Annotated in this window: 22 protein-coding genes; 2 read left to right on the top strand and 20 right to left on the bottom strand. The window is 70.9% G+C overall.

The window, feature by feature from the left end:
- Positions 1-46: 46 nt before the first annotated feature.
- Positions 47-1,441, bottom strand: coding sequence for a dipeptidase (locus tag GH740_RS13135; protein WP_153746543.1), 1,395 nt, complete (start codon positions 1,439-1,441; stop codon positions 47-49).
- Between the two features lie 78 nt (positions 1,442-1,519).
- On the opposite strand from GH740_RS13135, the gene GH740_RS13130 reads away from it, so the two are divergent.
- Positions 1,520-2,083: a DUF3043 domain-containing protein gene (locus GH740_RS13130; protein WP_367641583.1), complete on the top strand. Its 564-nt coding sequence runs from the start codon at positions 1,520-1,522 to the stop codon at positions 2,081-2,083.
- A gap of 9 nt (positions 2,084-2,092) precedes the next feature.
- Here GH740_RS13130 and GH740_RS13125 read toward each other — a convergent pair whose 3' ends face one another.
- From GH740_RS13125 to murC, 14 genes are all read right to left on the bottom strand, one after another.
- On the bottom strand, positions 2,093-3,115 hold the full coding sequence (locus GH740_RS13125) for a quinone-dependent dihydroorotate dehydrogenase (protein ID WP_153746542.1): 1,023 nt from the start codon (positions 3,113-3,115) through the stop codon (positions 2,093-2,095).
- Positions 3,116-3,132: 17 nt separating this feature from the next.
- Positions 3,133-3,603: a transcriptional regulator NrdR gene (nrdR, locus tag GH740_RS13120; protein WP_367641582.1), complete on the bottom strand. Its 471-nt coding sequence runs from the start codon at positions 3,601-3,603 to the stop codon at positions 3,133-3,135.
- Positions 3,604-3,614: 11 nt separating this feature from the next.
- Positions 3,615-4,916, bottom strand: coding sequence for a histidinol dehydrogenase (gene hisD, locus GH740_RS13115; RefSeq protein ID WP_153746541.1), 1,302 nt, complete (start codon positions 4,914-4,916; stop codon positions 3,615-3,617).
- Between the two features lie 95 nt (positions 4,917-5,011).
- A complete protein-coding gene (locus tag GH740_RS13110) occupies positions 5,012-5,935 on the bottom strand; it encodes a hypothetical protein (RefSeq protein ID WP_216644954.1) in 924 nt (307 codons plus the stop codon).
- Between the two features lie 56 nt (positions 5,936-5,991).
- Positions 5,992-9,510 carry a DNA polymerase III subunit alpha gene (gene dnaE / locus GH740_RS13105; protein ID WP_367641581.1) on the bottom strand — a complete coding sequence of 1,173 codons (3,519 nt, stop codon included), beginning with the start codon at positions 9,508-9,510 and terminating at the stop codon, positions 5,992-5,994.
- Positions 9,511-9,729: 219 nt separating this feature from the next.
- The gene (locus GH740_RS13100) at positions 9,730-10,650 is read right to left on the bottom strand and encodes an RluA family pseudouridine synthase (RefSeq protein WP_367641580.1); all 921 of its coding nucleotides are present in this window, start codon (positions 10,648-10,650) and stop codon (positions 9,730-9,732) included.
- Position 10,651: 1 nt separating this feature from the next.
- On the bottom strand, positions 10,652-11,197 hold the full coding sequence (gene lspA / locus GH740_RS13095) for a signal peptidase II (RefSeq protein ID WP_367641579.1): 546 nt from the start codon (positions 11,195-11,197) through the stop codon (positions 10,652-10,654).
- Positions 11,198-11,207: 10 nt separating this feature from the next.
- Positions 11,208-11,801, bottom strand: a complete 594-nt coding sequence (locus GH740_RS13090) for a DivIVA domain-containing protein (RefSeq protein WP_153746540.1) — start codon at positions 11,799-11,801, stop codon at positions 11,208-11,210.
- Positions 11,802-11,929: 128 nt separating this feature from the next.
- Positions 11,930-12,232, bottom strand: coding sequence for a YggT family protein (locus tag GH740_RS13085; RefSeq protein ID WP_367641578.1), 303 nt, complete (start codon positions 12,230-12,232; stop codon positions 11,930-11,932).
- Positions 12,233-12,237: 5 nt separating this feature from the next.
- Entirely contained in the window at positions 12,238-12,705 is a 468-nt protein-coding gene (locus GH740_RS13080) for a cell division protein SepF (protein ID WP_153746539.1), read from the bottom strand.
- A gap of 31 nt (positions 12,706-12,736) precedes the next feature.
- Positions 12,737-13,420, bottom strand: coding sequence for a YggS family pyridoxal phosphate-dependent enzyme (locus GH740_RS13075; RefSeq protein ID WP_367641577.1), 684 nt, complete (start codon positions 13,418-13,420; stop codon positions 12,737-12,739).
- Positions 13,421-14,569, bottom strand: a complete 1,149-nt coding sequence (gene ftsZ, locus GH740_RS13070; RefSeq protein WP_153746538.1) for a cell division protein FtsZ — start codon at positions 14,567-14,569, stop codon at positions 13,421-13,423.
- Between the two features lie 173 nt (positions 14,570-14,742).
- Positions 14,743-15,648, bottom strand: coding sequence for an FtsQ-type POTRA domain-containing protein (locus tag GH740_RS13065; RefSeq protein ID WP_367641576.1), 906 nt, complete (start codon positions 15,646-15,648; stop codon positions 14,743-14,745).
- A gap of 3 nt (positions 15,649-15,651) precedes the next feature.
- A complete protein-coding gene (murC, locus tag GH740_RS13060) occupies positions 15,652-17,064 on the bottom strand; it encodes a UDP-N-acetylmuramate--L-alanine ligase (RefSeq protein WP_153746537.1) in 1,413 nt (470 codons plus the stop codon).
- 177 nt (positions 17,065-17,241) lie between these two features.
- On the opposite strand from murC, the gene GH740_RS13055 reads away from it, so the two are divergent.
- Positions 17,242-17,601: a GntR family transcriptional regulator gene (locus GH740_RS13055; protein WP_153746536.1), complete on the top strand. Its 360-nt coding sequence runs from the start codon at positions 17,242-17,244 to the stop codon at positions 17,599-17,601.
- Positions 17,602-17,741: 140 nt separating this feature from the next.
- On the opposite strand, the gene GH740_RS13050 is transcribed toward GH740_RS13055, so the two are convergent.
- The 5 genes from GH740_RS13050 to murF are packed head-to-tail and all read right to left on the bottom strand — an operon-like array spanning position 17,742 to position 24,088.
- Positions 17,742-18,815 carry a glycosyltransferase gene (locus GH740_RS13050; RefSeq protein ID WP_367641575.1) on the bottom strand — a complete coding sequence of 358 codons (1,074 nt, stop codon included), beginning with the start codon at positions 18,813-18,815 and terminating at the stop codon, positions 17,742-17,744.
- A 9-nt stretch (positions 18,816-18,824) separates the two neighbouring features.
- Positions 18,825-20,072: a putative lipid II flippase FtsW gene (ftsW, locus tag GH740_RS13045; RefSeq protein ID WP_153746535.1), complete on the bottom strand. Its 1,248-nt coding sequence runs from the start codon at positions 20,070-20,072 to the stop codon at positions 18,825-18,827.
- On the bottom strand, positions 20,032-21,573 hold the full coding sequence (gene murD / locus GH740_RS13040; RefSeq protein WP_153746534.1) for a UDP-N-acetylmuramoyl-L-alanine--D-glutamate ligase: 1,542 nt from the start codon (positions 21,571-21,573) through the stop codon (positions 20,032-20,034). Before murD ends, ftsW begins: the two co-directional genes overlap by 41 nt.
- Positions 21,570-22,679, bottom strand: a complete 1,110-nt coding sequence (gene mraY, locus GH740_RS13035) for a phospho-N-acetylmuramoyl-pentapeptide-transferase (protein ID WP_367641574.1) — start codon at positions 22,677-22,679, stop codon at positions 21,570-21,572. The genes murD and mraY overlap by 4 nt, the downstream gene beginning before the upstream one ends.
- On the bottom strand, positions 22,676-24,088 hold the full coding sequence (murF, locus tag GH740_RS13030; RefSeq protein WP_153746533.1) for a UDP-N-acetylmuramoyl-tripeptide--D-alanyl-D-alanine ligase: 1,413 nt from the start codon (positions 24,086-24,088) through the stop codon (positions 22,676-22,678). The genes mraY and murF overlap by 4 nt, the downstream gene beginning before the upstream one ends.
- Positions 24,089-24,098: the final 10 nt, after the last annotated feature.

The raw sequence follows: 24,098 nt of genomic DNA, 5'->3' as shown, positions 1-24,098 counted from the left end.
GAGTCTACGCCCGAGCGGTCCTCCCGGGCCCGTCGCGCGCCGGGGATCAGAGGGTGCGTGCGTTCAGGCGATCCAGCAGCAGCGCCTCCGAGATCAGCGCGTGCCGGAATGTGTCCAGGTGCAGGGACTCGTTGGGGCTGTGCGCGCGCGCGTGCGGGTCCTCGACGCCGGTGACGAGGATCTGCGCGGCCGGGAACTCCCGCACCAGGTCTGCGATGAACGGGATGGACCCGCCCACGCCGAGGTCGACGGCGGCGGTGCCGTAGCCCTCTTCCAGCGCGGCCTTGGCCTCGCCCACCGCCCACCCGCCGGTGTCGACGAGGAAGCCGTCTCCGCAGTCCACGTCCGTGAACGACACGTCGGCGCCGAACGGGGCGTGCGCGCGCAGATGTGCGGCGACGGCCTCGTACGCCTCCCGTGCGCGCTGGCCCGGCGCAACGCGGGTGCTGATCACGACGGTGACCTCGGGGCTCAGCGTGTTCGAGGCGTTCCGCACGCTCGGCGCGTCGATGCCGGTGACCGTGATCGAGGGCTTGTTCCAGATGCGGCTGAGGATGGCATCCCGGCCCACGGGGCTGACCCCGGCCGGCAGCCCTGCCTCGTCACGGAGCGTCTCCTCCGTGTACGGCGGGGTCGGGGCATCGCGCACCGCGAGGCCGGCGACCGCGACGGCGCCGTCGTCGTCCCACAGCGTGGACAGCAGCTTCACTGTCGCCATCATCGCGTCGGGGACGGCCCCGCCGAACATGCCCGAGTGCGAGGCATGGTCGAGTGTGCGCACCGTCATCGTGAATCGCGCGTTGCCGCGCAGCGACACCGTGAGCGCCGGGGTCGCGGCATCCCAGTTGCCGGAATCGGCCACGACGATGACATCCGCGCGCAGCGCGTCGGCGTTGTCGGCGAGGAACTGGGCGAACGAGCGGGACCCCGCCTCCTCCTCGCCCTCGATGAACAGCGCGACGCCGAGGTCGAGGTCGTCGCCGTGCACCTCGCGCAGCGCCCGCAGCGCGCCGATGTGCACCATGATGCCGGCCTTGTCGTCGGCGGCTCCCCGTCCGTACAGCCGCCCGTCGCGGACCGTCGGCTCGAACGGCGGCGTCTCCCAGAGGGCCTCGTCGCCCACCGGCTGCACGTCGTGGTGGGCGTACAGCAGGATCGTGGGCCGGCCGTTGCGGGCAGCCCGAGTCGCGAGCACGGCGGGCATGCCACGCTCGTCACCGCCGTCGATCGCGGCGTCGCGGATCTGGATGTCGTCAAACAGGCCGGTCCCCTCGGCAAGCGCCTGCACCGCCTGCGCGCTGCGCTGCACCTGCGCGCGATCGAAGCCGGGGAAGGCTATCGACGGGATGCGCACGAGCGTGCCCAGGTCGGCCAGGGCGGCGGAGATGCCGCCGTTCGCGGCGTCACGGACGGCTCCGGGGCGAGGCTGTTCAGATGTCATGCGGGTAATCTTAAGGCCAGGGCTTTCCCCGAATCGCTCCTCCGATACCGCGCACTGCTCCACCGATAGAGGATCACCGTGTCCAAGAAGACCGCCGAGACCGCCGACACCACCGCCGAGGCCCCCGCCAGTGGGAAGGGCCGGCCGACGCCGTCGCGGGCGGATCAGGAGGCGGCTCGCAAGCGCCCTCTCATCGCCGACACGAAGGAAGCCCGTCAGCGGCAGAAGGCCGAGTTGTCCGCCCAGCGCGAGAAGGCGCGGATCGGGATGGCCGCCGGCGACGACAAGTACCTGCCGGTGCGCGACAAGGGGCCGCAGCGCCGCTTCGTCCGCGACTACGTCGACGCGAGCTGGCACCTCGGCGAGTTGATCATGCCGCTGATGATCGTCGTGATCATGGTGACGTTCCTGCAGAGCTTCCCGCTCGTCCAGGTGTACGCGTTCATCGTGCTGTGGGTGTTCGTGGTCCTCGTGATCGTCGACATGATCGTCACGTCGATCCGGGTCAAGCGGGCCGCGGCGAAGAAGTTCGGCAGCCGGCGCGAACGCGGCCTCGGCTGGTACGGTGCCATGCGCACGATCCAGATGCGGTGGATGCGGTTGCCCAAGCCCCAGGTCAAGCGCGGCCAGCACCCGGCCTGAGCCGGCGCGTCAGCGGCGCAGCCCCCGGTTTATCTGCCGCGCCCACAAGGCTCCGCGGTACAGGAACGCGGTGTAGCCCTGCACCAGGTCGGCACCGGCATCCAGCCGCTCGCGCACGTCGTCGGCCGTCTCCACGCCGCCGACCGAGATCACCGTGAACGCGGCGGGGACCACCGCGCGCACCCTGCGCAGCACCTCGAGCGACCGCGCCTTCAGCGGGGCGCCGGACAGGCCGCCCTCCCCCGCCGCGGCGACAACCGCGGGATCGGTGGCAAGGCCCGCACGCGAAATCGTGGTGTTCGTCACGATGATTCCGGCCAGCCCCAGCTCGACGGCGAGGCGCGCGACCGCGTCGATCTCGTCGTCGGGGAGGTCCGGGGCTATCTTCACGAGCAGCGGCGTGCCGGCCGCGGCATCCTGCACCGCCTGCAGCAGGGGGCGCAGCGTCTGCACCGCCTGCAGCCCGCGCAAGCCCGGCGTGTTCGGCGAGGACACGTTCACCGCGAGATAGTCGGCCAGGGGCGCGAGCAGAGTGGTGCTGCGGACGTAGTCGGCGGTCGCATCGGCCACGTCGACGACGCGGCTCTTGCCGATGTTGACGCCGATCACGGCACGGTGCCGTGCGCGCCGGCGCACGCGCCGCAGCCGCCGGGCCGCCGCCTCGGCGCCGCGGTTGTTGAAGCCCATTCGGTTCACGACGGCGCGGTCGGGGATGAGCCGGAACAGCCGCGGTCTCGGGTTTCCCTCCTGCGGGACGGCGGTCACGGTTCCCACCTCGACGTGGCCGAACCCGAGCGCGGTGAGCCCGCGCACCCCGACGACGTTCTTGTCGAACCCGGCAGCCACCCCGAACGGCGAGTCGAACACGAGTCCCATCGCCTCGGTGCGCAGTTGCGGGGCGGGACGGGTCAGCGCACGCGTCGCCCACGCGAACGGCGGCACCCCGAGGACCCGGATGACGAGCATCCCGGCGTGGTGCGCGGTCTCCGCGTCCATGCGCGACAGGACCGTGCGGAACAGGAAGGGATACATTCCCTCCAGCGTATCGGTCAGGCCTCGGCCGCCCGGCTTCGTGCGTGGTCGGCGCGCAGCTGCGCGATCGACGTCTCGAAGTCCTCGAGCGAATCGAACGCCTGGTACACGCTCGCGAAGCGCAGGTAGGCGACCTCGTCGAGATCGCGCAGCGGTCCCAGGATCGCCAGGCCGATGTCGCCGGTCTCGATCTGCGACGCGCCGGTGCCCCGCAGCGACTCCTCGACCTGCTGCGCGAGCATAGCGAGGTCGTCCTCGGTGACCGGGCGTCCCTGGCACGCCTTGCGCACGCCGGCGACGACCTTCTCCCGGCTGAACGGCTCGGCGACGCCGGAGCGCTTCAGGACGGTCAGGCTCGCGGTCTCGACGGTGGAGAACCGACCGCCGCACTCGGGGCACTGGCGGCGACGGCGGATGCTGAGGCCATCGTCGCTCGTGCGCGAGTCGATCACGCGGGAGTCAGGATGTCGGCAGAAGGGGCAGTGCACAAGGCGAAAGACTACCCCGTGAACCTTGCGGTGACGGCCTCCCCGTGCGCGGGCAGCGCTTCCGTGTCCGCGAGGGTGACGATGTGGCCGGCGACCTCGTGCAGCGCGTCGCGGTCGTATTCGATCACCTGCTGGGGGCGCAGGAACGTCGCCGCCGACAGGCCGGCGGCGTACCGCGCCTGGCCGCCGGTGGGCAGCACGTGGTTGCTGCCGGCCAGGTAGTCGCCGAGGCTCACCGGGGAGAACGGCCCGACGAAGACGGCGCCCGCATTGACGAAGTCGTCGGTCCGCGGGTCGGCCTGCTGCAGCTCGAGGTGCTCCGGGGCGTAGGCGTTGCTGAACGCCGCGGCGGCGGCCATGTCGTCCACGAGCACCACCGCGGACTGCACGCCCGCGAGGGCCTGTGCGGCCCGTGCCCCGTTGCGCGTCGCGCCGACGCGGGCAGCGACTTCGGCGCCGACGCGGTCGGCCAGCTGTTCGCTGTCGGTGACCAGCACCGCGGAGGCCTGTTCGTCGTGCTCGGCCTGACTGATGAGGTCGACGGCCACCAGGACCGGGTCGGACGCGGCATCCGCGACGATGAGGATCTCCGTCGCGCCCGCCTCGGCGTCCACGCCGACGAGCCCGGCGACCGCGCGCTTGGCGGCGGCGACGAAGTTGTTGCCGGGACCGCTGACGACGTCGACGGGGTCGAGGCCGAGCGACGCCACCCCGTGGGCGAACGCGCCGATCGCCCCGGCGCCGCCCATGGCGTACACCTCGGTGACACCGAGCAGTTTCGCGGCGGCGAGGATGTCGGGGTGCACCTGCCCGTCGAACGCGGCCTGCGGCGGCGAGGCGAGCGCCACCTGCTGGACGCCCGCGATCTGAGCAGGCACGACGTTCATCACGACGCTGGACGGGTAGACGGCCTTGCCGCCGGGCACGTACACGCCGGCGCGCCGCACCGGCTGCCAGCGCTGAGTGACGGCGCCGCCGGCGGTGAGCTCGGTGCGGGCGGGCGGCGGCACTTGGGCGGCGCTGGCCGTGCGCACGCGCCGGATGGCCTCTTCCAGCGCCGCGCGGACGTCTGGGTGGAGCCGGTCCAGCGCGCCGTCCAGCTGCTCCTCGGGAACGCGGATGGCGTGACCGTGCACGCGGTCGAACTGTGCGGCCTGCTCGCGGAGAGCCTCTTCGCCACGCGCGGCGACGTCGTCGACGATCGCAGCCGCGGCCGTCAGCGCGCCGGCGCGGGCCGATCGGGCGCGGGGGACGGCGGCGAGCAGCTCGGCGGCGGACAGCGCCCGACCGCGCAGATCGATGGTGCGCAGCATCCCTCCAGATTATCCGGTGGGATGCGCACCCCTCATCGGATGACGCTGTCGCCCGCGGGGTGTCGTCCGCGCGGCGACGTCAATCGCGCGTGTGGTCAGCCGCGGGTGACGCCGGACACGTCGTGGAGATAGCCGACGCGTCCGTCCTCGTGGCGCACCACGAACGACGACCCGCGATCCTCGATCACGAGCGCCCATGCGGCCGGGCCGATGCGGAACAGCGGCGTCCCGGCCTCGTCGACGACGTCCCGCTCCTCGGGGACGAGCGCCCAGAACGCCTGCTGGGCGGGTGCCGACGCGGCGGTCGTGGTGAAGATCTCGGTGGCGGGCTCCGCGGCCGTCGGCTCGGTCGCCGGCGGGGCAGCGTCGTCGGACGGCGTGATCTGCGCGGCGGCCGGCGCCCGGACGGGACGGGGGCGGGTGGTGACCGGACGGGCGCCACGGGCAACGCGGTGGGCGACGGTCTCGTCGCGGTCACGGAAGTCCTCCGCAGCACCGGGGATGAGCGCGGCGAACACCGTGAGCACGACACCCGCGAGCATGAGGATGAACTCGACCCAGACGACCCAGGTGACGACCCACGGGCCGCCCGCGATCGCGACGGCGATCTGCGACCACAGCTGTCCGAGCCACACGACCGCGGCGACGGAGAACGCCACCGAGGCGAACTGGTCGATGCCGAGGGACCCGACCCGGCGGATTCCGGACGGCGACAGGCGCCGCAGGATGAGCAGGAACACGGCGACCGTGGGCACGCCGATCGTGAGGACCCAGTCGATGCCGCGCGTCCACACCGAGCTGAACACGTAGTCGCTCGTGGAGAAGAACGACACGAGGAAGGCGACCAGCCACACGCCGGCGAGGATTACCTCCCGCAGCGAGAACGGGCCGATCCCGTACTGCACGGTGTCGTCGGCGGGGGCGTCGGCGGCCGGTTCGTCCGGTGTCGCCTCGGCCGGTGTCCACGCCTCCACGGCGGGGCCGGTCTCGTCCGGGCTGTTGAGCTGTTCGTCGGTCACGGGTGCTCCTTCCGGGTGCGCGCGCCGCGCGCGTCGTCCGATCCTACCCGGTCGGTCTAGCCGAGACACTGGGGGCCGAGCAGCCCCTTCAGCTCGCCGTACAGGTCGGCGCTGACCCGGACCGGCATCGGCACCTCGAACACCTTCGCCACCCCGCCGCGGTGCAGGCGCAGGGTCACCTCGGTGTCGCCGCGGTGCCGTTCCAGCATCTCGGCGAGCTCGGTGACGGTGCGCTGCGTGGCGCGATGCTCGGGCACCGTGAGCGCGAGCGGACCGGAGACATCCACCACCCCCAGGTCCGGCGCGAACGCGGACTGGGCGTGGAGGTTCATCCCGTCGTCGCGCCGCGACACGCGGCCGCGGACGACGAGGATCGAGTCAGCCACCAGCAGCGACTGGAACTCGGTGTAGGTCTTGCCCATGAACATGACGGTCACCTCGCCGTCGAAGTCCTCGATCGTGATCATGCCGTACGGGTTGCCGCTGGTCTTCGCGACGCGATGCTGGACGCCGGTGACGAGGCCGGCGACGGTGACCTGGTCGCCGTCGCGCAGGTCTTCGTTCGCGAGCAGGTCGTGGATGTTCGTGGAGGCGTGCTTGGCGAGCGGGATCTCGAGCCCGGCCAGCGGATGGTCGGACACGTACAGCCCGAGCATCTCGCGCTCGAACGCGAGCTTGTCCTTCTTCGTGAACTCGGGGCGATCGGGCACCTTCGCGTCGCGGTGCGGCTCGTCGTCACCCCACAGCGCGTCGAAGTCGAAACCCACCTCGCCGTTGGCCTCGCGGCGCTTGTCGAGCACGGCCGCCTCGGTGGCATCCTCGTGGATCTCCATGAGCGCGCGCCGGGTCGCCCCGAACGAGTCGAAAGCGCCCGCCTTCACGAGCGATTCGACGGTGCGCTTGTTGGCCACGTGCACCGGGACCCGGCTCAGGAAGTCGTGGAACGACGTGTACGGGCCGTCCGCGCGGGCCGCGACGATGCCGTCGACGACGTTCGAGCCGACGTTGCGCACGGCGCCGAGCCCGAACCGGATGTCCTCGCCGACGGCGGCGAAGTACTTGATCGACTCGGACACGTCAGGGGGCAGGACCTGGATCCCCATCCGCCGGCACTCGTTCAGATACAGCGCGAGCTTGTCCTTCGCGTCGCCGACGCTCGTCAGCAGCGCCGCCATGTACTCGGCGGGATAGTGCGCCTTCAGGTACGCGGTCCAGTACGACACCAGCCCGTACGCGGCGGAGTGCGCTTTGTTGAACGCGTAGTCGGAGAACGGCAGCAGGATGTCCCACAGGGCCTTGATCGCGCCCTCGCCGTAGCCGCGGTCGATCATGCCCTGGTGGAAGCCCGCGTACTGCTTGTCCAGCTCGGACTTCTTCTTCTTGCCCATCGCGCGGCGCAGGATGTCGGCCTGGCCCAGGGAGAACCCGGCGACCCGCTGCGCTATCGCCATCACCTGCTCCTGGTAGATGATCAGGCCGTAGCTGGTCTCCAGGATGTCCTTCAGCGGTTCGGCCAGCTCGGGGTGGATCGGGGTGATCTCCTGCTGGCGGTTCTTGCGCAGCGCGTAGTTGATGTGCGAGTTCGCGCCCATCGGGCCCGGGCGGTACAGCGCGATGACGGCGGAGATGTCCTCGAAGTTGTCGGGCTTCATCAGGCGCAGCAGGGACCGCATCGCCCCGCCGTCGAGCTGGAACACGCCCAGCGTGTCCCCGCGGGCCAGCAGGTCGTACGAGGCGCGGTCATCCAGCGGCAGCTCTTCCAGCACGAGCGGGACACCGCGGTTGGCGGCGATGTTGTCGAGGGCGTCGTTGATGATCGTGAGGTTGCGCAACCCCAGGAAGTCCATCTTGATCAGGCCCAGGGTCTCGCACGCGGGGTAGTCGAACTGCGTGACGATCTGGCCGTCCTGCTCCCGCTTCATGATCGGGATGATGTCCATCAGCGGGTGGCTGGACATGATGACGCCGGCGGCGTGCACACCCCACTGCCGCTTCAGGTTCTCCAGGCCCAGGGCGGTGTCGAAGACCGTCTTGGCCTCGGCATCCGTCTCGATCACGGTGCGGAACTCGGACGCCTCCTTGTACCGCGGGTGGTTCGGGTCGAACATGCCGTTCAGCGGCATGTCCTTGCCCATCACCGCGGGCGGCATCGCCTTCGTCAGCTTCTCGCCCATGCTGAACGGGAAGCCGAGGACCCGTCCGGCATCCTTCAGCGCCTGCTTGGCCTTGATGGTGCCGTACGTGACGATCTGCGCGACCCGGTCGTCGCCGTACTTCTCGGTGACGTACTGGATGACCTCGGCGCGACGGCGGTCGTCGAAGTCGACGTCGAAGTCGGGCATCGAGACACGGTCGGGGTTCAGGAACCGCTCGAAGATGAGGCCGTGGTCCAGCGGGTCGAGGTCGGTGATCCGCATCGCGTAGGCGGCCATCGAGCCGGCGCCGGATCCGCGGCCCGGGCCCACCCGGATGCCGTTGTCCTTGGCCCAGTTGATGAAGTCGGCGACCACGAGGAAGTAGCCCGGGAAGCCCATCTGCGCGACGACGCCGCACTCGTAGTCGGCCTGCCTGCGCACCGCGTCCGGGATTCCGTCGGGATAGCGGAAGCGGAGTCCCTTCTCGACCTCCTTGATGAACCAGCTCTCCTCGGTCTCGCCGTCGGGGACCGGATAGCGCGGCATGTAGTTGGCGCCGGTGTTGAACTCGACGTTGCAGCGCTCGGCGATCAGCAGCGTGGTGTCGCACGCCTCGGGATGGTCGCGGAACACCTGCCGCATCTCGCCGGCGGATTTCACGTAGTAGCCGTCGCCGTCGAACTTGAACCGCTTCGGGTCGTCCAGGGTCGAGCCGGACTGCACGCACAGAAGCGCCGCGTGACTCGTGGCGTCATGCTGGTGGGTGTAGTGGAGGTCGTTCGTGGCGACCAGCGGGATCTGTAGGTCCTTCGCAATCTTCAGCAGGTCGCCGGTGACACGGCGCTCGATCGCCAGACCGTGGTCCATGATCTCGCAGAAGTAGTTGTCGCGGCCGAAGACATCCTGGAACTCGGCGGCGGCCGCCCGCGCGGCCTCGTACTGGCCCAGGCGCAGGCGCGTCTGGATCTCGCCGGACGGGCAGCCGGTGGTGGCGATCAGCCCCTTGCTGTACTGCTGCAGCAGCTCGCGGTCCATGCGGGGCTTGAAGTAGTAGCCCTCCAGGCTCGACCGGCTCGACAGCCGGAAGAGGTTGTGCATGCCCTCGGACGTCTCCGACAGCAGCGTCATGTGCGTGTAGGCGCCGGACCCGGAGACGTCGTCGTCATTCTGCTCGGGCGTGCCCCACCGCACGCGCGACTTGTCGGAGCGATGGGTGCCGGGCGTGACATATGCCTCGATGCCGATGATCGGCTTGATCCCCGCGGCCTTCGCGGACTTGTAGAACTCGAACGCCGCGAAGGTGTTCCCGTGGTCGGTGACGGCTATCGCCGGCATCTCCAGCCGGGCGGCCTCGCCCACCATGTCCGCGATGCGGGCGGCGCCGTCCAGCATCGAGTACTCGCTGTGAACGTGCAGGTGAACGAAGGAGTCGGTGGCCACGGATCGAGTCTACGGAGCCCCTCCGACGCGCGCGCCGCGCGGCCGGGCGATCCGCGCCGTTGCTCCCCCGCCGCCGTCTTGATGTGTCACAGAACCTGCGGCATCCCGGCCCCGCGACCCGCATCTTCTGCGACCGGCCGACGTTCGTGTCGCACAACACGCGGCATCCCCAGCCCGCGACCCGCATCTTCTGCGACACGACGATATCTGCGGCGTCGCCTACTCCTCGCGGAGCACCTCGAGGGCGTGCTGGAAGTCCGCGGGATACGGGGACGTGAACGCGACCCACTCCCTCGTGCCCGGGTGCGCGAACGCGAGCCGGTGCGCGTGCAGCCACTGCCGCGTGAGCCCGAGCCGGGCGGACAGCGTCGGGTCGGCGCCGTACAGGGGATCGCCGACGCAGGGATGCCGGTGGGCGGCCATGTGCACGCGGATCTGATGCGTCCGGCCGGTCTCCAGGTGGATCTCCAACAGCGATGCCCCGCGGAACGCCTCGATCGTCTCGTAGTGCGTCACCGAGTCCTTGCCGTCGGCCGTCACCGCGAACTTCCACGGGTGCGTGCGGTGCCGGCCGATCGGCGCGTCGATCGTGCCGGCGAGGGGATCGGGATGCCCCTGTACGACCGCGTGGTAAATCTTCTCGACGGTGCGGTCCTTGAACGCCCGTTTCAGCGCGACGTACGCCCGCTCGCTCTTGGCCACCACCATCAGCCCGCTGGTCCCGGCATCCAGCCTGTGCACGATCCCCTGCCGCTCCGCGGGGCCCGAGGTGGCGATCCGGAATCCCGCGGCCGCCAGCGCACCGAGGACCGTGGGGCCCTCCCAGCCGAGGGACGGATGCGCGGCCACGCCCGCGGGCTTGTCGATCACGACGATGTCGTCGTCGTCGTGCACGATGCCGAGCTCGGGAACGGCCACCGGGATGACGACCGGCTCCGCCTTCGGCGTCCAGGCGACCTCCAGCCAGGATCCCGCGTGCAGCCGATCGGACCTGCCGAGGGTCCGCCCGTCGGCGACGACCCCGCCGGCGTCGGCGACCTCCGCCGCGAAAGTGCGCGAGAAGCCGAGCATCTTCGCGAGCGCGGCGTCGACGCGAGCGCCGTCCAGCCCGTCCGGCACCGGGAGCGTGCGCGACTCCACGTCAGCTCTCGGGCGTCGCGTCGGCCTTCGCGCACTTCTCGCGGACGCCGTCCAGCCGCACGCCCATCAGGACCAGGATCGCGACGCCCACCATCATCGTCGTGATGAACATGTCGGCGATGTTGTAGGTGGCCGGCATCATCCACGGCGTGTTGATGAAGTCCACGACGTGGCCGACGCCGAATGCCGGCTCGCGGATGAGCCGGTCGGTGAGGTTGCCGAGGACCCCGCCCAGGAGCAGGCCCAGGATGACGGTCCACGCGCGCGAGTGCACGCGGGTGCCGACGAGCCAGATGATCACCAGGGCGACCACCGCGAGGGCGATGGTGAACACCCACGTCACGCTGCTGCCCAGCGAGAACGCCGCGCCGGGGTTCTTGATCAGGAAGAAGATGAGGAAATTGCCGATGACGTGCACCGGCTGCTCCATCGGCAGATGCTGGAGCACGAGGTACTTCGTGAACTGGTCGGCGGCCAGCACAAGCGTTGCGAGGATCACAACGCTGGCGCCGGCCGCCGCCGTACGCAAAGGTGCGCGGCCGCCCACCCGCCCGTGCCTAGTGGTTCACGGCCGAGACGGACGCCGAGCCCGACGAGGTGGCCGTGGTCTCCAGGTCGCGGAGCTTGCCTTCGATGTAGCTGCGCAGCTGGCTGCGATAGTCGCGCTCGAAGCTCTGCAGCTCGCTGATGCGGCCCTCCAGGCTCGCACGCTCCTTCTCGAGGCGGGCGATCTCCTCGCGTCCGCGCTCTTCGGCTTCGGAGACGATCGAGGCGGCCTGCGCCTGCGCGTCTGCGATGAGCTTGTCGCGCTGCGCCTTGCCCTCGGCCACGTGCTCGTCGTGCAGGCGCTGAGCCAGCTCGATGATGCCTGCGCTCTGGTTCGCGCCGTCCTCGGGAGCCGCCTGCTCGACGGGAGCCGCAGCTGCCGGAGCCGGAGCCGGCGCGGCGGCCTCGACCGGAGCGGGGGCGGGGGTGCTGCCGGACTCGTACGCGGCGAGCCTCGACTTCAGCTCCTCGTTCTCGGCGAGGGCCTTGCGCCATTCGACGACGATCTCGTCGAGGAAGTCGTCGACCTCGTCCGGGTCGAAGCCCTCCTTGAACCGGACGTGCTGGAACTGCTTGGTGACGACGTCATCCGGAGTCAAAGGCATCTCTTCCTCTTTCGGGGCTCGTGTGTGCTGGCCGATGTCAGGATAACCGGCATGTGCATACCGGTCATATCACGAAAGCATAGCCGCGGGATATGACACGTGCGAGGCGACACGACCCTGCGCGGTGTTCACAGTACCGCCAGGGAGCGTGTTATCGACAGCAACACGAAGCACGCCAGCAACACGATGGTGAACGCGAAATCGATCGCGACTGGGCCGATCCGCACCGGTCGGAGGAACCGGCGCAGCAGTCTGATCGGCGGGTCGGTGACGAGATAGACGACTTCCGCGATGACCAGTCCCGCGCCCTGGGGGCGCCATCCGCGATTGAAGATCGGGATGTAGTCGAGCACCATCCGTACGAGCAGCACGAGGATGTACAGCAGAAGCAGCCCGCTCAGGACGGAGGCGACGAGGTGAACCGCTTCCACGGGCGTTACGGCTGCGTGAAGGGCGCCACCTCGGGATCCGCCTGCGCCACGGTGCCGTCGCCGGAGACGGCGACGTTCTCGGGCGACAGCAGGAACACCTTGCTGGTGACGCGTTCGATGCGGCCGTACAGGCCGAGGGACAGCCCGCTCGCGAAGTCGACGAGGCGGCGCGCGTCGGCGTCGCTCATTTGCGAGAGGTTGATGATGACCGGGATGCCTTCACGGAAGTTCTCGGCGATCAGCTGCGCATCGCGGTACTGCTTCGGGTGCACCGTGAGGATCTCGTTGACGACGCTCGGGGCCGGCTGACGCACGACGGCCGGACGGTGGATGGGCGTCACCGGCGCGGCGGCCTTCTCGACCGAGCGCGACGAGGAACGGGACGGCTGCTGCTGCACCTCGTCCTCCTCGTAGACGTCCTCTTCGTCGGCCAGACCCAGGTACACCATGGTCTTCTTGAGCGGGTTCGACATCGCATCCTCCGTTTGCTCGTCTGTTCCGAGGCTAAATGCGCACGGGCCGCGGGCCCGTGATTGCCGAGCCGATCCGCAGGTGTGTCGCGCCCGCGGCGATCGCCTCGACGAAATCGGCGGTCATCCCCGCCGAGATCCAGTCCGCGTCCGGCACGACCGCGCGCAGGCGCCGCGCATACCCGGCGAGCCGGGCGAACGCCGGTGCGGCCGGCTCGTCCAGCGGTGCGACCGCCATGATCCCGCGGACCCGCAGGGTGCGGCATCCCGCCACGTGCTCGGCAAGCCGCTCCAGCTCCTCCGGTGCGACCCCGCCACGATCCGGGTCCGCGGTGAGATTCACCTGCAGCAGCACATCCAGCACGCCCCCGTCCGTGCCCGCCGCCTCCAGCGCGTCGGCGAGCCGCGCACGGTCCACGGAGTGCACGACGCCGGCCGCGGTCCGGATCGCGCGCGCCTTCTTCGTCTGCGCCTGCCCGATGAAGTGCCAGCGCAGGTCCGTGAGCGCGGACAGCTGCGCGGACTTGGCCGTCAGCTCCTGCTGCCGGTTCTCGCCGACGTCGCGGACTCCGAGACGGTGGAGATCCGCGACGAGCGTCGCCGGATGGAACTTCGTGACGACGATCCGGGTGATCGACGACGGATCACGGCCCGCCGCGCGTGCCGCATCCGCGATGCGCGCGTCGACGGCGGCGAGCCGGGATCGGAGGTCGTCCACTTACTTCAGGAAGTCCGGGATGTCCAGGTCGTCCTCGCCGAACGCGGAGTCGTATCCGGACTCGGCCACGACCGGGACCGGCACGCCCGCCTCGACCACGTCCAGGCCCGAGCCGCGAGCCGCCTCGTCGGCGGGCGTCGCCGGGAGCGCGGGCGCGCCGGTGGTGCGCGTGGCGACCATCGGCTCGATGCGCGGCAGCGGCTCCCCGCCGTCGAATCCGGCGGCGATGACGGTGACGCGCACCTCGTCGCCGAGCGTGTCGTCGATCACGGTGCCGAAGATGATGTTCGCTTCGGGGTGCGCGGCCTCCTTCACCAGCTGCGCGGCATCGTTGATCTCGAAGATGCCGAGGTTCGACCCGCCCTGGATCGACAGCAGCACGCCGTGGGCGCCCTCGATCGACGCCTCGAGCAGCGGCGACTCGACCGCGAGCTCGGCGGCCTTGATCGCCCGGTCGGCGCCGCGGGCGGAGCCGATGCCCATCAGCGCGGAGCCGGCCCCCTGCATGACCGACTTGACGTCGGCGAAGTCGAGGTTGATCAGACCCGGCGTGGTGATCAGGTCGGTGATGCCCTGCACACCGGCCAGGAGCACCTGGTCGGCGGTGGCGAACGCCTCGATCATCGAGATGCCGCGGTCGCTTATCTCCAGCAGCCGGTCGTTCGGCACGACGATGAGGGTGTCCACCTCCTCCTTCAGCTTGGCCACGCCCGACTCGGCCTGACTCTGCCGACGGCGACCCTCGAACGAGAACGGCTTCGTGACGACGCCGATCGTGAGGGCGCCGATCGACTTGGCGATCTTGGCGACCACGGGCGCACCGCCGGTGCCGGTGCCGCCGCCCTCGCCCGCGGTGACGAAGACCATGTCGGCGCCGGCGAGCGCCTCCTCGATCTCCTCCGCGTGGTCCTCGGCGGCGCGCCGCCCCACCTCGGGGTCGGCGCCCGCGCCCAGCCCTCGGGTCAGCTCGCGCCCGACGTCCAGCTTGACGTCCGCGTCGCTCATCAGCAGTGCCTGGGCGTCGGTGTTGATGGCGATGAACTCGACGCCACGCAGCCCCAGTTCGATCATGCGGTTGACGGCGTTGACACCGCCCCCGCCGACGCCGACCACCTTGATCACTGCGAGGTAGTTCTGGTTCTGGCTCATGCCGGCCTCCGTCTCGTCCCGAACCAAGCTCTTAAACCTTCAACCTCATCTAGAGGTTTAAAGAATTGCCCAGTATGCAATTCCTTCTTCTGATTGAAGGTAAGCGGCGGGGACCGCGCCGGCCGTGACGTGCTGGGCGTGTCGCGCAAGTCGCTGCGATGACGGATGTCGCGTCAGCGCACAACAGCCGCGCCGGGGCTCGACACGTCGTACGAGGACACCTTCGACGGCGGCAGCTTCTTCATGAGCTTCTGCAGGACGAGGGCCTTCATCGCCGAGTCGTCAGCGCTGCCCCAGACCACCTTCGTGCCGGTCTTGCCGAGCGTCAGCGTGACGTCGTCGGGCGTGGTCGCCTTCACCGCGGTGAGCTGGGAGCGGATGCCGCCGGGCAGTGCCCGGACCACCTGGCCGGCCGACCGGAACGCCGCGGAATCCACGCCGCCGGAGATCGTCAGCACCGGCTGGCCCTTCGGCGCGGACGCCGTGGTGGACAGCGCCACGCCCGCGGCATCCACGAGCGTGTAGCCCGCGCGTCCCTTCACGACGCCGACCGGCGTGCGCTCGACGATGCGCACCACGAGCTCGTGCGGAGGGCGCGCCTCCAGCGAATACGTCTCGACCAGCGGGAACGCGACGAGCGCGACCTTCACCGTGCTGGCATCGACCAGGGGCAGGGGCGTGCCCAGCTGGGCGTCCAGCGCCTTCTGCACGGCTCCCGCGTCCAGCGACCGGGTGCCGACCACCGAGATCCGCTCGACGGCGAACAGCGGGCTGTACGCGGCGGCGAACGTTCCGCCCACCAGCAGCACCAGCGACGTGCCGACGGCGGCCCACGTCGCGCGGCGGCGGCGCTGCCGAGCGGTGAAGCGCCGCATCTCGGCGCGCAGCGCCCGGCGCCGGGCCCGGGCGGCGCGCCAGACGTCGCGGACGCCGACCGATGCAAGGGCTGCGGGAGCGGCATCCCGTACCTCGTCGTCCTCGCCGGGCTGGACGGCCGCCGGGGCCGGCTTCGCGACGTGCGCCGCGGTGTGCGCGGGCGTCGTGCGCGGCGGGGCGGGCAGGGGCGTGGGCCGGCGCACCGTCTACGCCCCCGGGGTCCCGGCGGGGATGCGGGAGAGCGACGCGAGCACCTGCGGGATGATCAGGTTCACGTTGCCGCAGCCGAGTGTGATCACATAATCGCCGTCGCGCGCGACCGACGCCGTGTAGTCGGCGGCCTGCTGCCAGTCCGGCACGTAGTGCACGTGCGACGGGTCGGTGAAGTCGTCGCTGACGAGCGCCCCGGTGACGCCCGGGACCGGGTCCTCGCGGGCGCCGTACACGTCGAGCACGACGGTGTGGTCGGCCAGCTTCTCGAGGACGCGCGCGAACTCGCGGTGCATCTGCTGCGTGCGCGAGTACGTGTGCGGCTGGTGCAGCGCGATGATCCGGCCGGCGCCCACGACGGTGCGCGCGGCGGTCAGGGCCGCGGCCACTTCGGTGGGATGGTGCGCGTAGTCGTCGTAGACGCTCACGCCCCGCTCGACGCCGTGCAGCTCGAAGCGGCGCACGGTGCCGGCGAAACCGGCGACGGCGCGCACGGCATCCTTGAGCGGATACCCGAGCGTGAGCAGCACGGTCACCGCGCCGGTCGCGTTGACGGCGTTGTGGGAGCCGGGCACCGCCAGCTGCACGTCGACGGCGGTGCCGTCGTGGAGGATCGTGAACGACACCGGGCCCGTGGTGCGGATGCCGGTGACGCGCACGTCGGCGCCGGCATCCTGTCCGAACGTCACGACGTGCCGGTGCGTGATGCGCTCACGGACCCGGCGGGCGCCGGGGTCGTCGGCGGAGAGCACGACGGCCTCGCGGGCGTGGTTCGCGAACTGCGCGAATGCGGCGTCGAACGCCTCGGCGCTGCCGTAGTGGTCGAGGTGGTCGGGGTCGATGTTCGTGATGAGCGCGACGGCGGTGTCGTACAGCAGGAACGTGCCGTCGGACTCGTCTGCCTCGATCACGACCAGGTCGTCGGCGCCGGTGCCGCTGGAGGTGCCGAGCTGGGCTATCACACCGCCGTTCACGAACGTGGGGTCCGCCCCCAGCGTCTGCAGTGCGGTGACGATCATCCCCGTCGAGGTGGTCTTGCCGTGCGCCCCGGCGATCGAAACCAGTCGGCGGCCGCCGATGAGCCAGTGCAGCGCCTGCGAGCGGTGGATCACGGCGAGGCCGCGCTGCTTCGCGGTGACGTATTCGGGGTTCTCCGGCCAGATGGCCCCGGTGTGGATGACGGTGTCGGCGTCGCCGAGGTGCGCGGCGTCGTGTCCGACGTGCACGTCGGCGCCGAGCGCGGCCAGGGCGCGCAGGTTGGGGCTGTCGGCGCGGTCCGACCCGGAGACGCGGATGCCCCGCTCGAGGAACATCCTCGCCAGTCCCGACATCCCGGACCCTCCGACGCCGATGAAGTGCGCGGCGTGGATCTCGGTGGGGATAGGAAGGCTCAGGTCGGGTCGGATCATGTCGGCTCCATCCTAAGTTCGCCGGCTGGACGCTCGGCTGAGGGCGCGCTGGGACGGGGTGCCGCGGCGTGAGAACAGGCGATGGGGCCGGAACAGGCGGGTCGGGCCTCAGATCGGCCTGTTCCGGCCGCATCGCCTGTGTCCGCGACGGCGGAGGTGAGAGGATGCGGGGAGCCCATGTTCACGATCGACCCCGCCGACCCCACGCCGCCGTTCGAGCAGCTGCGCGCGCAGCTGGTGGATGCCGTCGCCTCCGGCGGGCTCGCGCCGGGCGAGCGGTTGCCCACGGTGCGCCGGTTCGCCGAGGATCTCGGCCTGGCCCCGGGCACGGTGGCCCGGGCGTACCGGCAGCTCGAGGCATCCGGCGTCATCGAGACCCGCGGCCGTGCCGGGACTTTCGTCTGTCTCGACCGCGACCCGGTGCGGCAGCAAGCGCAGCGCGCGGCGGCCGCGTTCGCCGAGCAGATCCGCGCCCTGGGGCTGCCGGCGGACGAGGCCCTGTCGATCGCGGCCGCCGCGCTGCGCGCCGGCGCCTGAGGCGGAATCGCCGTCCCACGGTGCCGCATCGCCGCCGTGATGCGGCCACACGGGACCGCGATTCCCGCGCGGAGGCACGTTGCCGTCCCGTCGTGCCGCATCAGCGCGGGGATGCGGCACCTGCGGACGGCAATCGCGGCTCAGCCGCGCAGTGCGCGATCGATCAGTGCGATCACGTTCTCCGTGCCGGTGCGGGTGCCGACGGATGCCGTGGCCCGCCGCATCTCCTCCAGTGCCGCGGCGTCGCCCAGCAGCGGGACCACGTCGCTGCGCACCCGCTCCGCGGTGAACCCGCCGTCGGGGATGAGACGCGCCGCGCCGGCGTCCACGGCGGAGACGGCGTTCAGCCGCTGCTCGCCGTTGCCCACGGCGTACGGCACGTAGACGGCGGGCAGGCCGAGGGCGCTGATCTCGCTCACTGTCGCCGCCCCGGAGCGCGACACCACGAGGTCCGCGGCGGCGAACGCGAGGTCCATCCGGTCGACGTACCGGCGCAATGCATACCCCGGCACGTCGGGGTCGGCCAGATCGCTGCGCTCGCCCGTGACGTGCAGCAACTGCCAGCCGGCGTCCAGCACGTCGCGCCATGCCCCCGCGAACGCCGTGTTCACGCGCAGCGCCCCGAGGGACCCGCCGAACACGAGCAGGGTGGGCCGCTCCGGGTCCAGTCCGAAGAATTCGGATGCCTCGGCCCGCGCCGTCGCTCGGTCCAGCGCGACGATCTCCCGGCGCAGCGGCATCCCGACCACCTCGCCGCCGCGCAGCCGCGTGCCCGCGAAGGCGACGCCGACGGCGGCGGCCCGCCGCGCCCCGAGGATGTTCGCCAGCCCCGGCTTCGCATTGGCCTCGTGCACGACGAACGGCACGCGCTCCCGACGGGCGGCGACATACGCCGGCGCCGACGCGTATCCGCCGAAGCCGACCACGACGTCGACCGCGCGGGCGTGGAGGTGCTCACGCACTTGCGCTATAGCGCGACGGAACCGCGACGGGAACGCGACGGCATCCCGGTTCGGGCGCCGCGGGAACGGGACCCGGTCCACGAACAGCAGCTCGTAGCCGCGCTCGGGGACCAGGCGGGCCTCGAGCCCCTCGCGCGTGCCGAGCACGAGGATGCGGGCGTCCGGTTCGCGTTCGCGCAGGCCGTCGGCGACCGCCAGCAGGGGGTTCACATGCCCGGCGGTTCCGCCGCCGGCCAGCAGGTACGTCGTCACCCGTCGAGGCTAACGCGTCGCCGGGCGCGTCCCCGCCGGGCGCGTCCCCGCCGGCGCGAGAGTCCGCGTCGGCAGCGTCCGCGCGAAAGACAGCAGCACGCCGCACGCCAGCAGCACCGACATCAGCGACGTCCCGCCCTGCGACATGAACGGCAGCGGGACGCCGAGCGCCGGCGCAAGACGCAGCACTACGGCCACGTTCAGGAGCGCCTGGCCCACGATCCACACCGTGATGGCGCCGGCGACGATGCGCACGAACGGATCGTTCGTCTTGCGGACGACGTGGAAAGCTCCGACCGCGAACAGCGCGAACAGCACGAGCACGACGCAGCAGCCGATGAGGCCCATCTCCTCGCCGACGATCGCGTAGATGTAGTCACTGGATGCCGCGGGCAGCCAGTCGTACTTCTGCTTCGAGTTCCCCAGGCCCAGGCCGAAGATGCCGCCGCTGGCCAGGCCCCAGATGCCGTGCAGCGGCTGATAGCACGCGTTGTAGTAGTCCGTGCAGACGGGATCGAGGAAGCTCATGATCCGGTTCATGCGGTTCGGGCTGGTCACCGCGAACACCGCCAGCGCCCCGGCGGCGAGGATCAGCGGGATGAGGAAGATCCGCAGCTTCACACCGGAGAAGAACAGCGCCGCCAGCACGACGAGGACGAGGATGCTGACGGTGCCCAGGTCGTGGCCGGCCAGCACCGTCGCCATCACGAGCGCCGAGACCGGCACCACCGGGATGAACACGTGCCGCCACAGCCCCAGCAGCGTCTGCTTGCGGAACAGCACATACCCCATCCACAGCGCGAGCGCGAGCTTGAGGAACTCGGAGGGCTGCGCCTGCAGGCCCGCGATCTGGATCCAGTTCGTGTTGCCGTCGTTATCGACGCCCAGCGGGGTGAACACGAGCAGCTGGAACACCGTCGCGGCGATCAGCACGGGCCAGGCCATCCGCTTCCAGAATGTGAGCGAGAACCGGCTGGCCACGAGCATGAGCGGGATGCCGATGCCGGCGAACACGCCCTGCTTGACCAGCGCCTCGTACGGCTTGTCGCCGTTGGCAGCGCCGACGGCGGACGTGGCCGACAGCACCATCACCAGTCCGAAGCCGGTCAGCAGCAGCGCGGTGGACAGGATCAGCAGGAACTCGCTGGGCACCGGGGCGAACACCCGGCCCAGCACGACGCGGGCGGACAGCGCGCGTCGGCCGCGCGGCTCGGCGTCAGGTGTCTCCGCCGGAGGCCGGATCGTCGTGCTCGTCATCGGCCCCCCTCGCCAGAAGTTCGTGCACCGCGGCGGCAAAGCGCTCCCCGCGGTCGGCGTAGGACGAGAACTGGTCGAACGATGCTGTGGCGGGGGCGAGCAGCACCACGTCCCCATCCCGCGCCCGTTCGGCCGCCAGTTGTACGACCCGCGCCATGACATCCTCAGTCTCACCGGCGTCGACCTCGATCACCGGCACCGCCGGCGCGTGTCGTGCGAACGCCGCGAGGATCGGCGACCGCTCCACGCCGATCACTATCACGGCCTTGGTCCGCGCCCCGCGCGTGGCCACGAGGTCCGAGATGTCCACGCCCTTCAGGAGTCCCCCGACGATCCAGATGGCGCCCGGGTAGGCCGCGAGGGAGGATGCCGCGGCGTGCGGATTCGTCGCCTTCGAGTCGTCGACCCAAGTCACGCCGCCCGCCGTGGCGACCACGGCGATGCGGTGCGCGTCGAGCCGGAAGCGCAGGAGCGCGTCGCGGACGGCGGTGGGTCCGACCCCGAGGGACCGCGCAAGCGCGGCGGCAGCCAGCGCGTTCGCCACGATGTGCGGGGCCGCCAGGCCCCGGTCGGCCATGTCGGCGACCGTGCACAGCTCGAGCGCGCTCGTGCGGCGCTCTTCCAGGAACGCCCGGTCCACGAGGATGCCCTCGACGACCCCGAGGTCGCTGGGGCCCGGCACGTCGAGCCCGAACCCGATGGCGCGGGCGCCCTCGACGACGTCGGCATCCTCGACCATGCGCATCGTGGCGGCGTCGGCGCGGTTGTACACGCACGCGACGCGGGTGTGCGCGTAGACGACGGCCTTCGCGTCGCGGTACGCCTCGAACGAGCCGTGCCACTTCAGGTGGTCGGCGGCCAGGTTCAGGCACACGCTCGCGTGCGGCGACACCGGGTCGGGCCCGTCGACCTGATGCGACAGGTACCAGAGCTGGTGGCTGGACACCTCGACCACGAGCACGTCGAATCCGGCGGGGTCGCGCACGGCGTCCAGGATAGGGATGCCGATGTTGCCGCAGGGCGCTGCCCGCAGCCCGCCGGCCGCGAGCATCGCGGCCGTCATCTGGGTCGTGGTGGTCTTGCCGTTCGTGCCCGTGATCAGCACCCAGTCGGCGGGGCTGCCGTCGGCGCGGGCGACCTTGTCGCGCACCCGCCACGCGAGCTCCAGGTCGCCCCACAGCGCTATGCCCTGCTGCCGCGTCCACTGCACGACGGGGTGCGTCGGCGGGAACCCGGGCGAGGCGACGACCACCTCCGGCGCGAACGCGACCAGTGCATTCGGCACGGCATCCAGCGCCCCCACGTGCAGCCGCGCCCCGATCACCGGCAGCAGCCGCGCGTACTCCGGGTCGGCGTGCTCGGTGGCCACGAGGACGTCGGCGCCGAGCTCGGCCAGCGTGTCGGCGACGGAGAACCCGGTCACCGACAGGCCAAGCACGGCCACCCGCAGTCCCGACCAGTCGGCCCGCCAGCTGGTCAGTTCGTCGAGCCTGCCGCTCATGTCTGCGAGAGCCACTCGACGTAGAACAGCCCGATGCCGGTGACCGCCAGCATCCCGGCGATGATCCACATCCGCACCACGATGGTGATCTCCGGCCACCCGCGCATCTCGAGGTGGTGATGGAACGGGCTCATCAGGAAAAGGCGCCGGCCGCGACTGAGCTTGAAGTACAGCCGCTGCAGGATCACCGAGCCGGGGCCGATGATGAAGGCGCCCGCCATCAGCACCGCCAGCAGTTCGGTGTGCGACAGGATCGACAGCGCCGCTATCACGCCGCCGATCGCCATCGATCCGACATCCCCCATGAACACCTTCGCCTTGGGCGCGTTCCACCACAGGAACCCGACGAGGGCGCTGACGAACGACGCGGCGATGATCGTGAGGTCGAGCGGGTCGCGGGTCGTGTAGCACGCGGGCTGGTAGGCGGGCACGAGCCCTTCGCCCACGCAGGTCTGCTGGAACTGCCAGAACGTGACCAGGCTCATCGCCGCGATCGTGAACACGCCGATGCCGGTGGCCAGGCCGTCCAGGCCGTCGGTGACGTTCGTGCTGTTCGACCAGGCGACGCCGATGAACGTGATCCAGATGAGGTACAGGACCCACCCGACCACGAGGCCCAGCGCGAAAAGGTTCAGGATCGAGATGTCCCGGAAGACGGAGACGTACCCGGACGCCGGCGTCTGGTGGTACGCGTCGGGGAAGCTCAGGGCGAGGATGCCGAACGGCACCGTGACGATCACCTGGCCGAGGATCTTGCGCCATCCGGTGAGCCCGAGGCTGCGCTGGCGGCGCACCTTCATGATGTCGTCGATGAGCCCGACCACGCCGAAGCCCACCATCATCCAGATCACGAGCAGCCCCGACACGGTGGGCGGGTTGTTGCCGGCGAAGCTTCCCACGAGGTAGCCGACGATGGCGCCGACGATGAAGATGGTGCCGCCCATCGTCGCGGTGCCGCGCTTGGCCGAGTGGCTGGGGTTGTGGATGTCTTCGGGGGTGCGGATCACCTGCCCCCAGCCCCACCGCCGGAACAGCCGCAAGAACACCGGCGTCAGAAACAGCGTGAACGCCAGGGAGACCGCCGCGGCCGTCAGGAGGGATCTCACGAGAACGATTCTCCCAGACGATCGCCCAGGAACCGCAGACCGGCGGAGTTGGAGGACTTCACGAGCACGCGGTCCCCGTCGCGCAGCTCGGTGAGCAGGTACTCGTACGCCTCGTCCATGGTCGCGAACCAGACGGCCTCGTCGTCCCAGGATCCTTCGCCCACGGCGGCGAGGAACAGGCGGCGCGCGTCGGCGCCGATCACGACGATCCGCTGGATGCGCAGGCGCACGGCGAGCTCGCCGATCCGGTCGTGCTCCTCACCCGCGTACTCCCCCAGCTCGCTCATGGCGCCGAGCACGGCGACGGTGCGCTCACCGGGGCCGGTGATCTGGGCGAGCGTGCGCAGCGCCGCGGCCATCGAGTCGGGGCTGGCGTTGTACGCGTCGTTGATGATGCGGACGCGGTCGCTGCCCAGTGGCTGCATGCGCCAGCGCTCCGCCAGCTCGACGGTCTGGATCCGCGCGACCGCATCGGCGGGGGCCACGCCCAGCGCGGTCGCCGCGGTGACGGCGGCCAGCGCGTTCATGACGTGGTGGGCGCCGAGCACGTGCAGGTGCAGCGGCATCTCCTGGCCGTCGACGGTCAACGTGCAGCGGGTGCCGGAGGCGTCCGTCTCGATCCCGCTGGCCCGGACGTCGGCGCCGTCGCGGGTGCCGAACCAGCGGACCGGGATGTCGCGCTCGGCGGCGATCGCGGCCATCGACGCCACCCGAGCGTCGTCGTGGTTGAGGATCGCGAGCCCGCCGGTGCGCACGGCGCGGACGAGCTCGGACTTCGCCTTCACGGTGCCCTCGATGCCGCCGAAGCCGCCGGCGTGCGCCATGCCGACCATGAGCACGATGCCGATGTCGGGGTCGACGAGTCCCGCGAGGTGGGCGATGGCGCCCGGGCCGCTGGCGCCGAACTCGCAGACCAGGAACCGGGTGGATTCGGTGACGCGCAGCATTGTCAGCGGTGCGCCGACCTCGTTGTTGAACGAGGCGCGCGGGGCGACGGTCTCGCCCTCGTCCTGCAGGATGCGCTGCAGCAGGTTCTTCGTCGTGGTCTTGCCGTTGGACCCGGTGATGCCGACCACCCGCAGCCGTCCGAGCGCGCGCACGCGTGCCACGACGTCGCGGGCCAGGTCGGCCAGCCCCTGCACGGCGTCGGGCACGACGATCTGCGACACGGCAGCCTCGACGGGGCGCTCGACGATGGCGAGGGCCGCACCGGCGGCGACCGCGGCATCCACGAAAAGGTGCCCGTCGGTGGTCTCACCGGGCTTGGCGACGAAGATGCCGCCGGGGCGGATCTGGCGCGAGTCGGTGTCGACGTCGCCGCCGACGAGGGTCTGCGCGGTGTCGGCGCCGGCGGTGTGCAGCCGTCCGCCGACGGCATGGGCGATCTGGGTGAGTGTGAGAGCGATCATGGTGCAGGGT

The sequence above is a fragment of the Microbacterium sp. SYP-A9085 genome, assembly GCF_009649635.1.
Lineage (GTDB): Bacteria > Actinomycetota > Actinomycetes > Actinomycetales > Microbacteriaceae > Microbacterium.
This window is presented reverse-complemented; position numbering and strand designations above follow the sequence as displayed.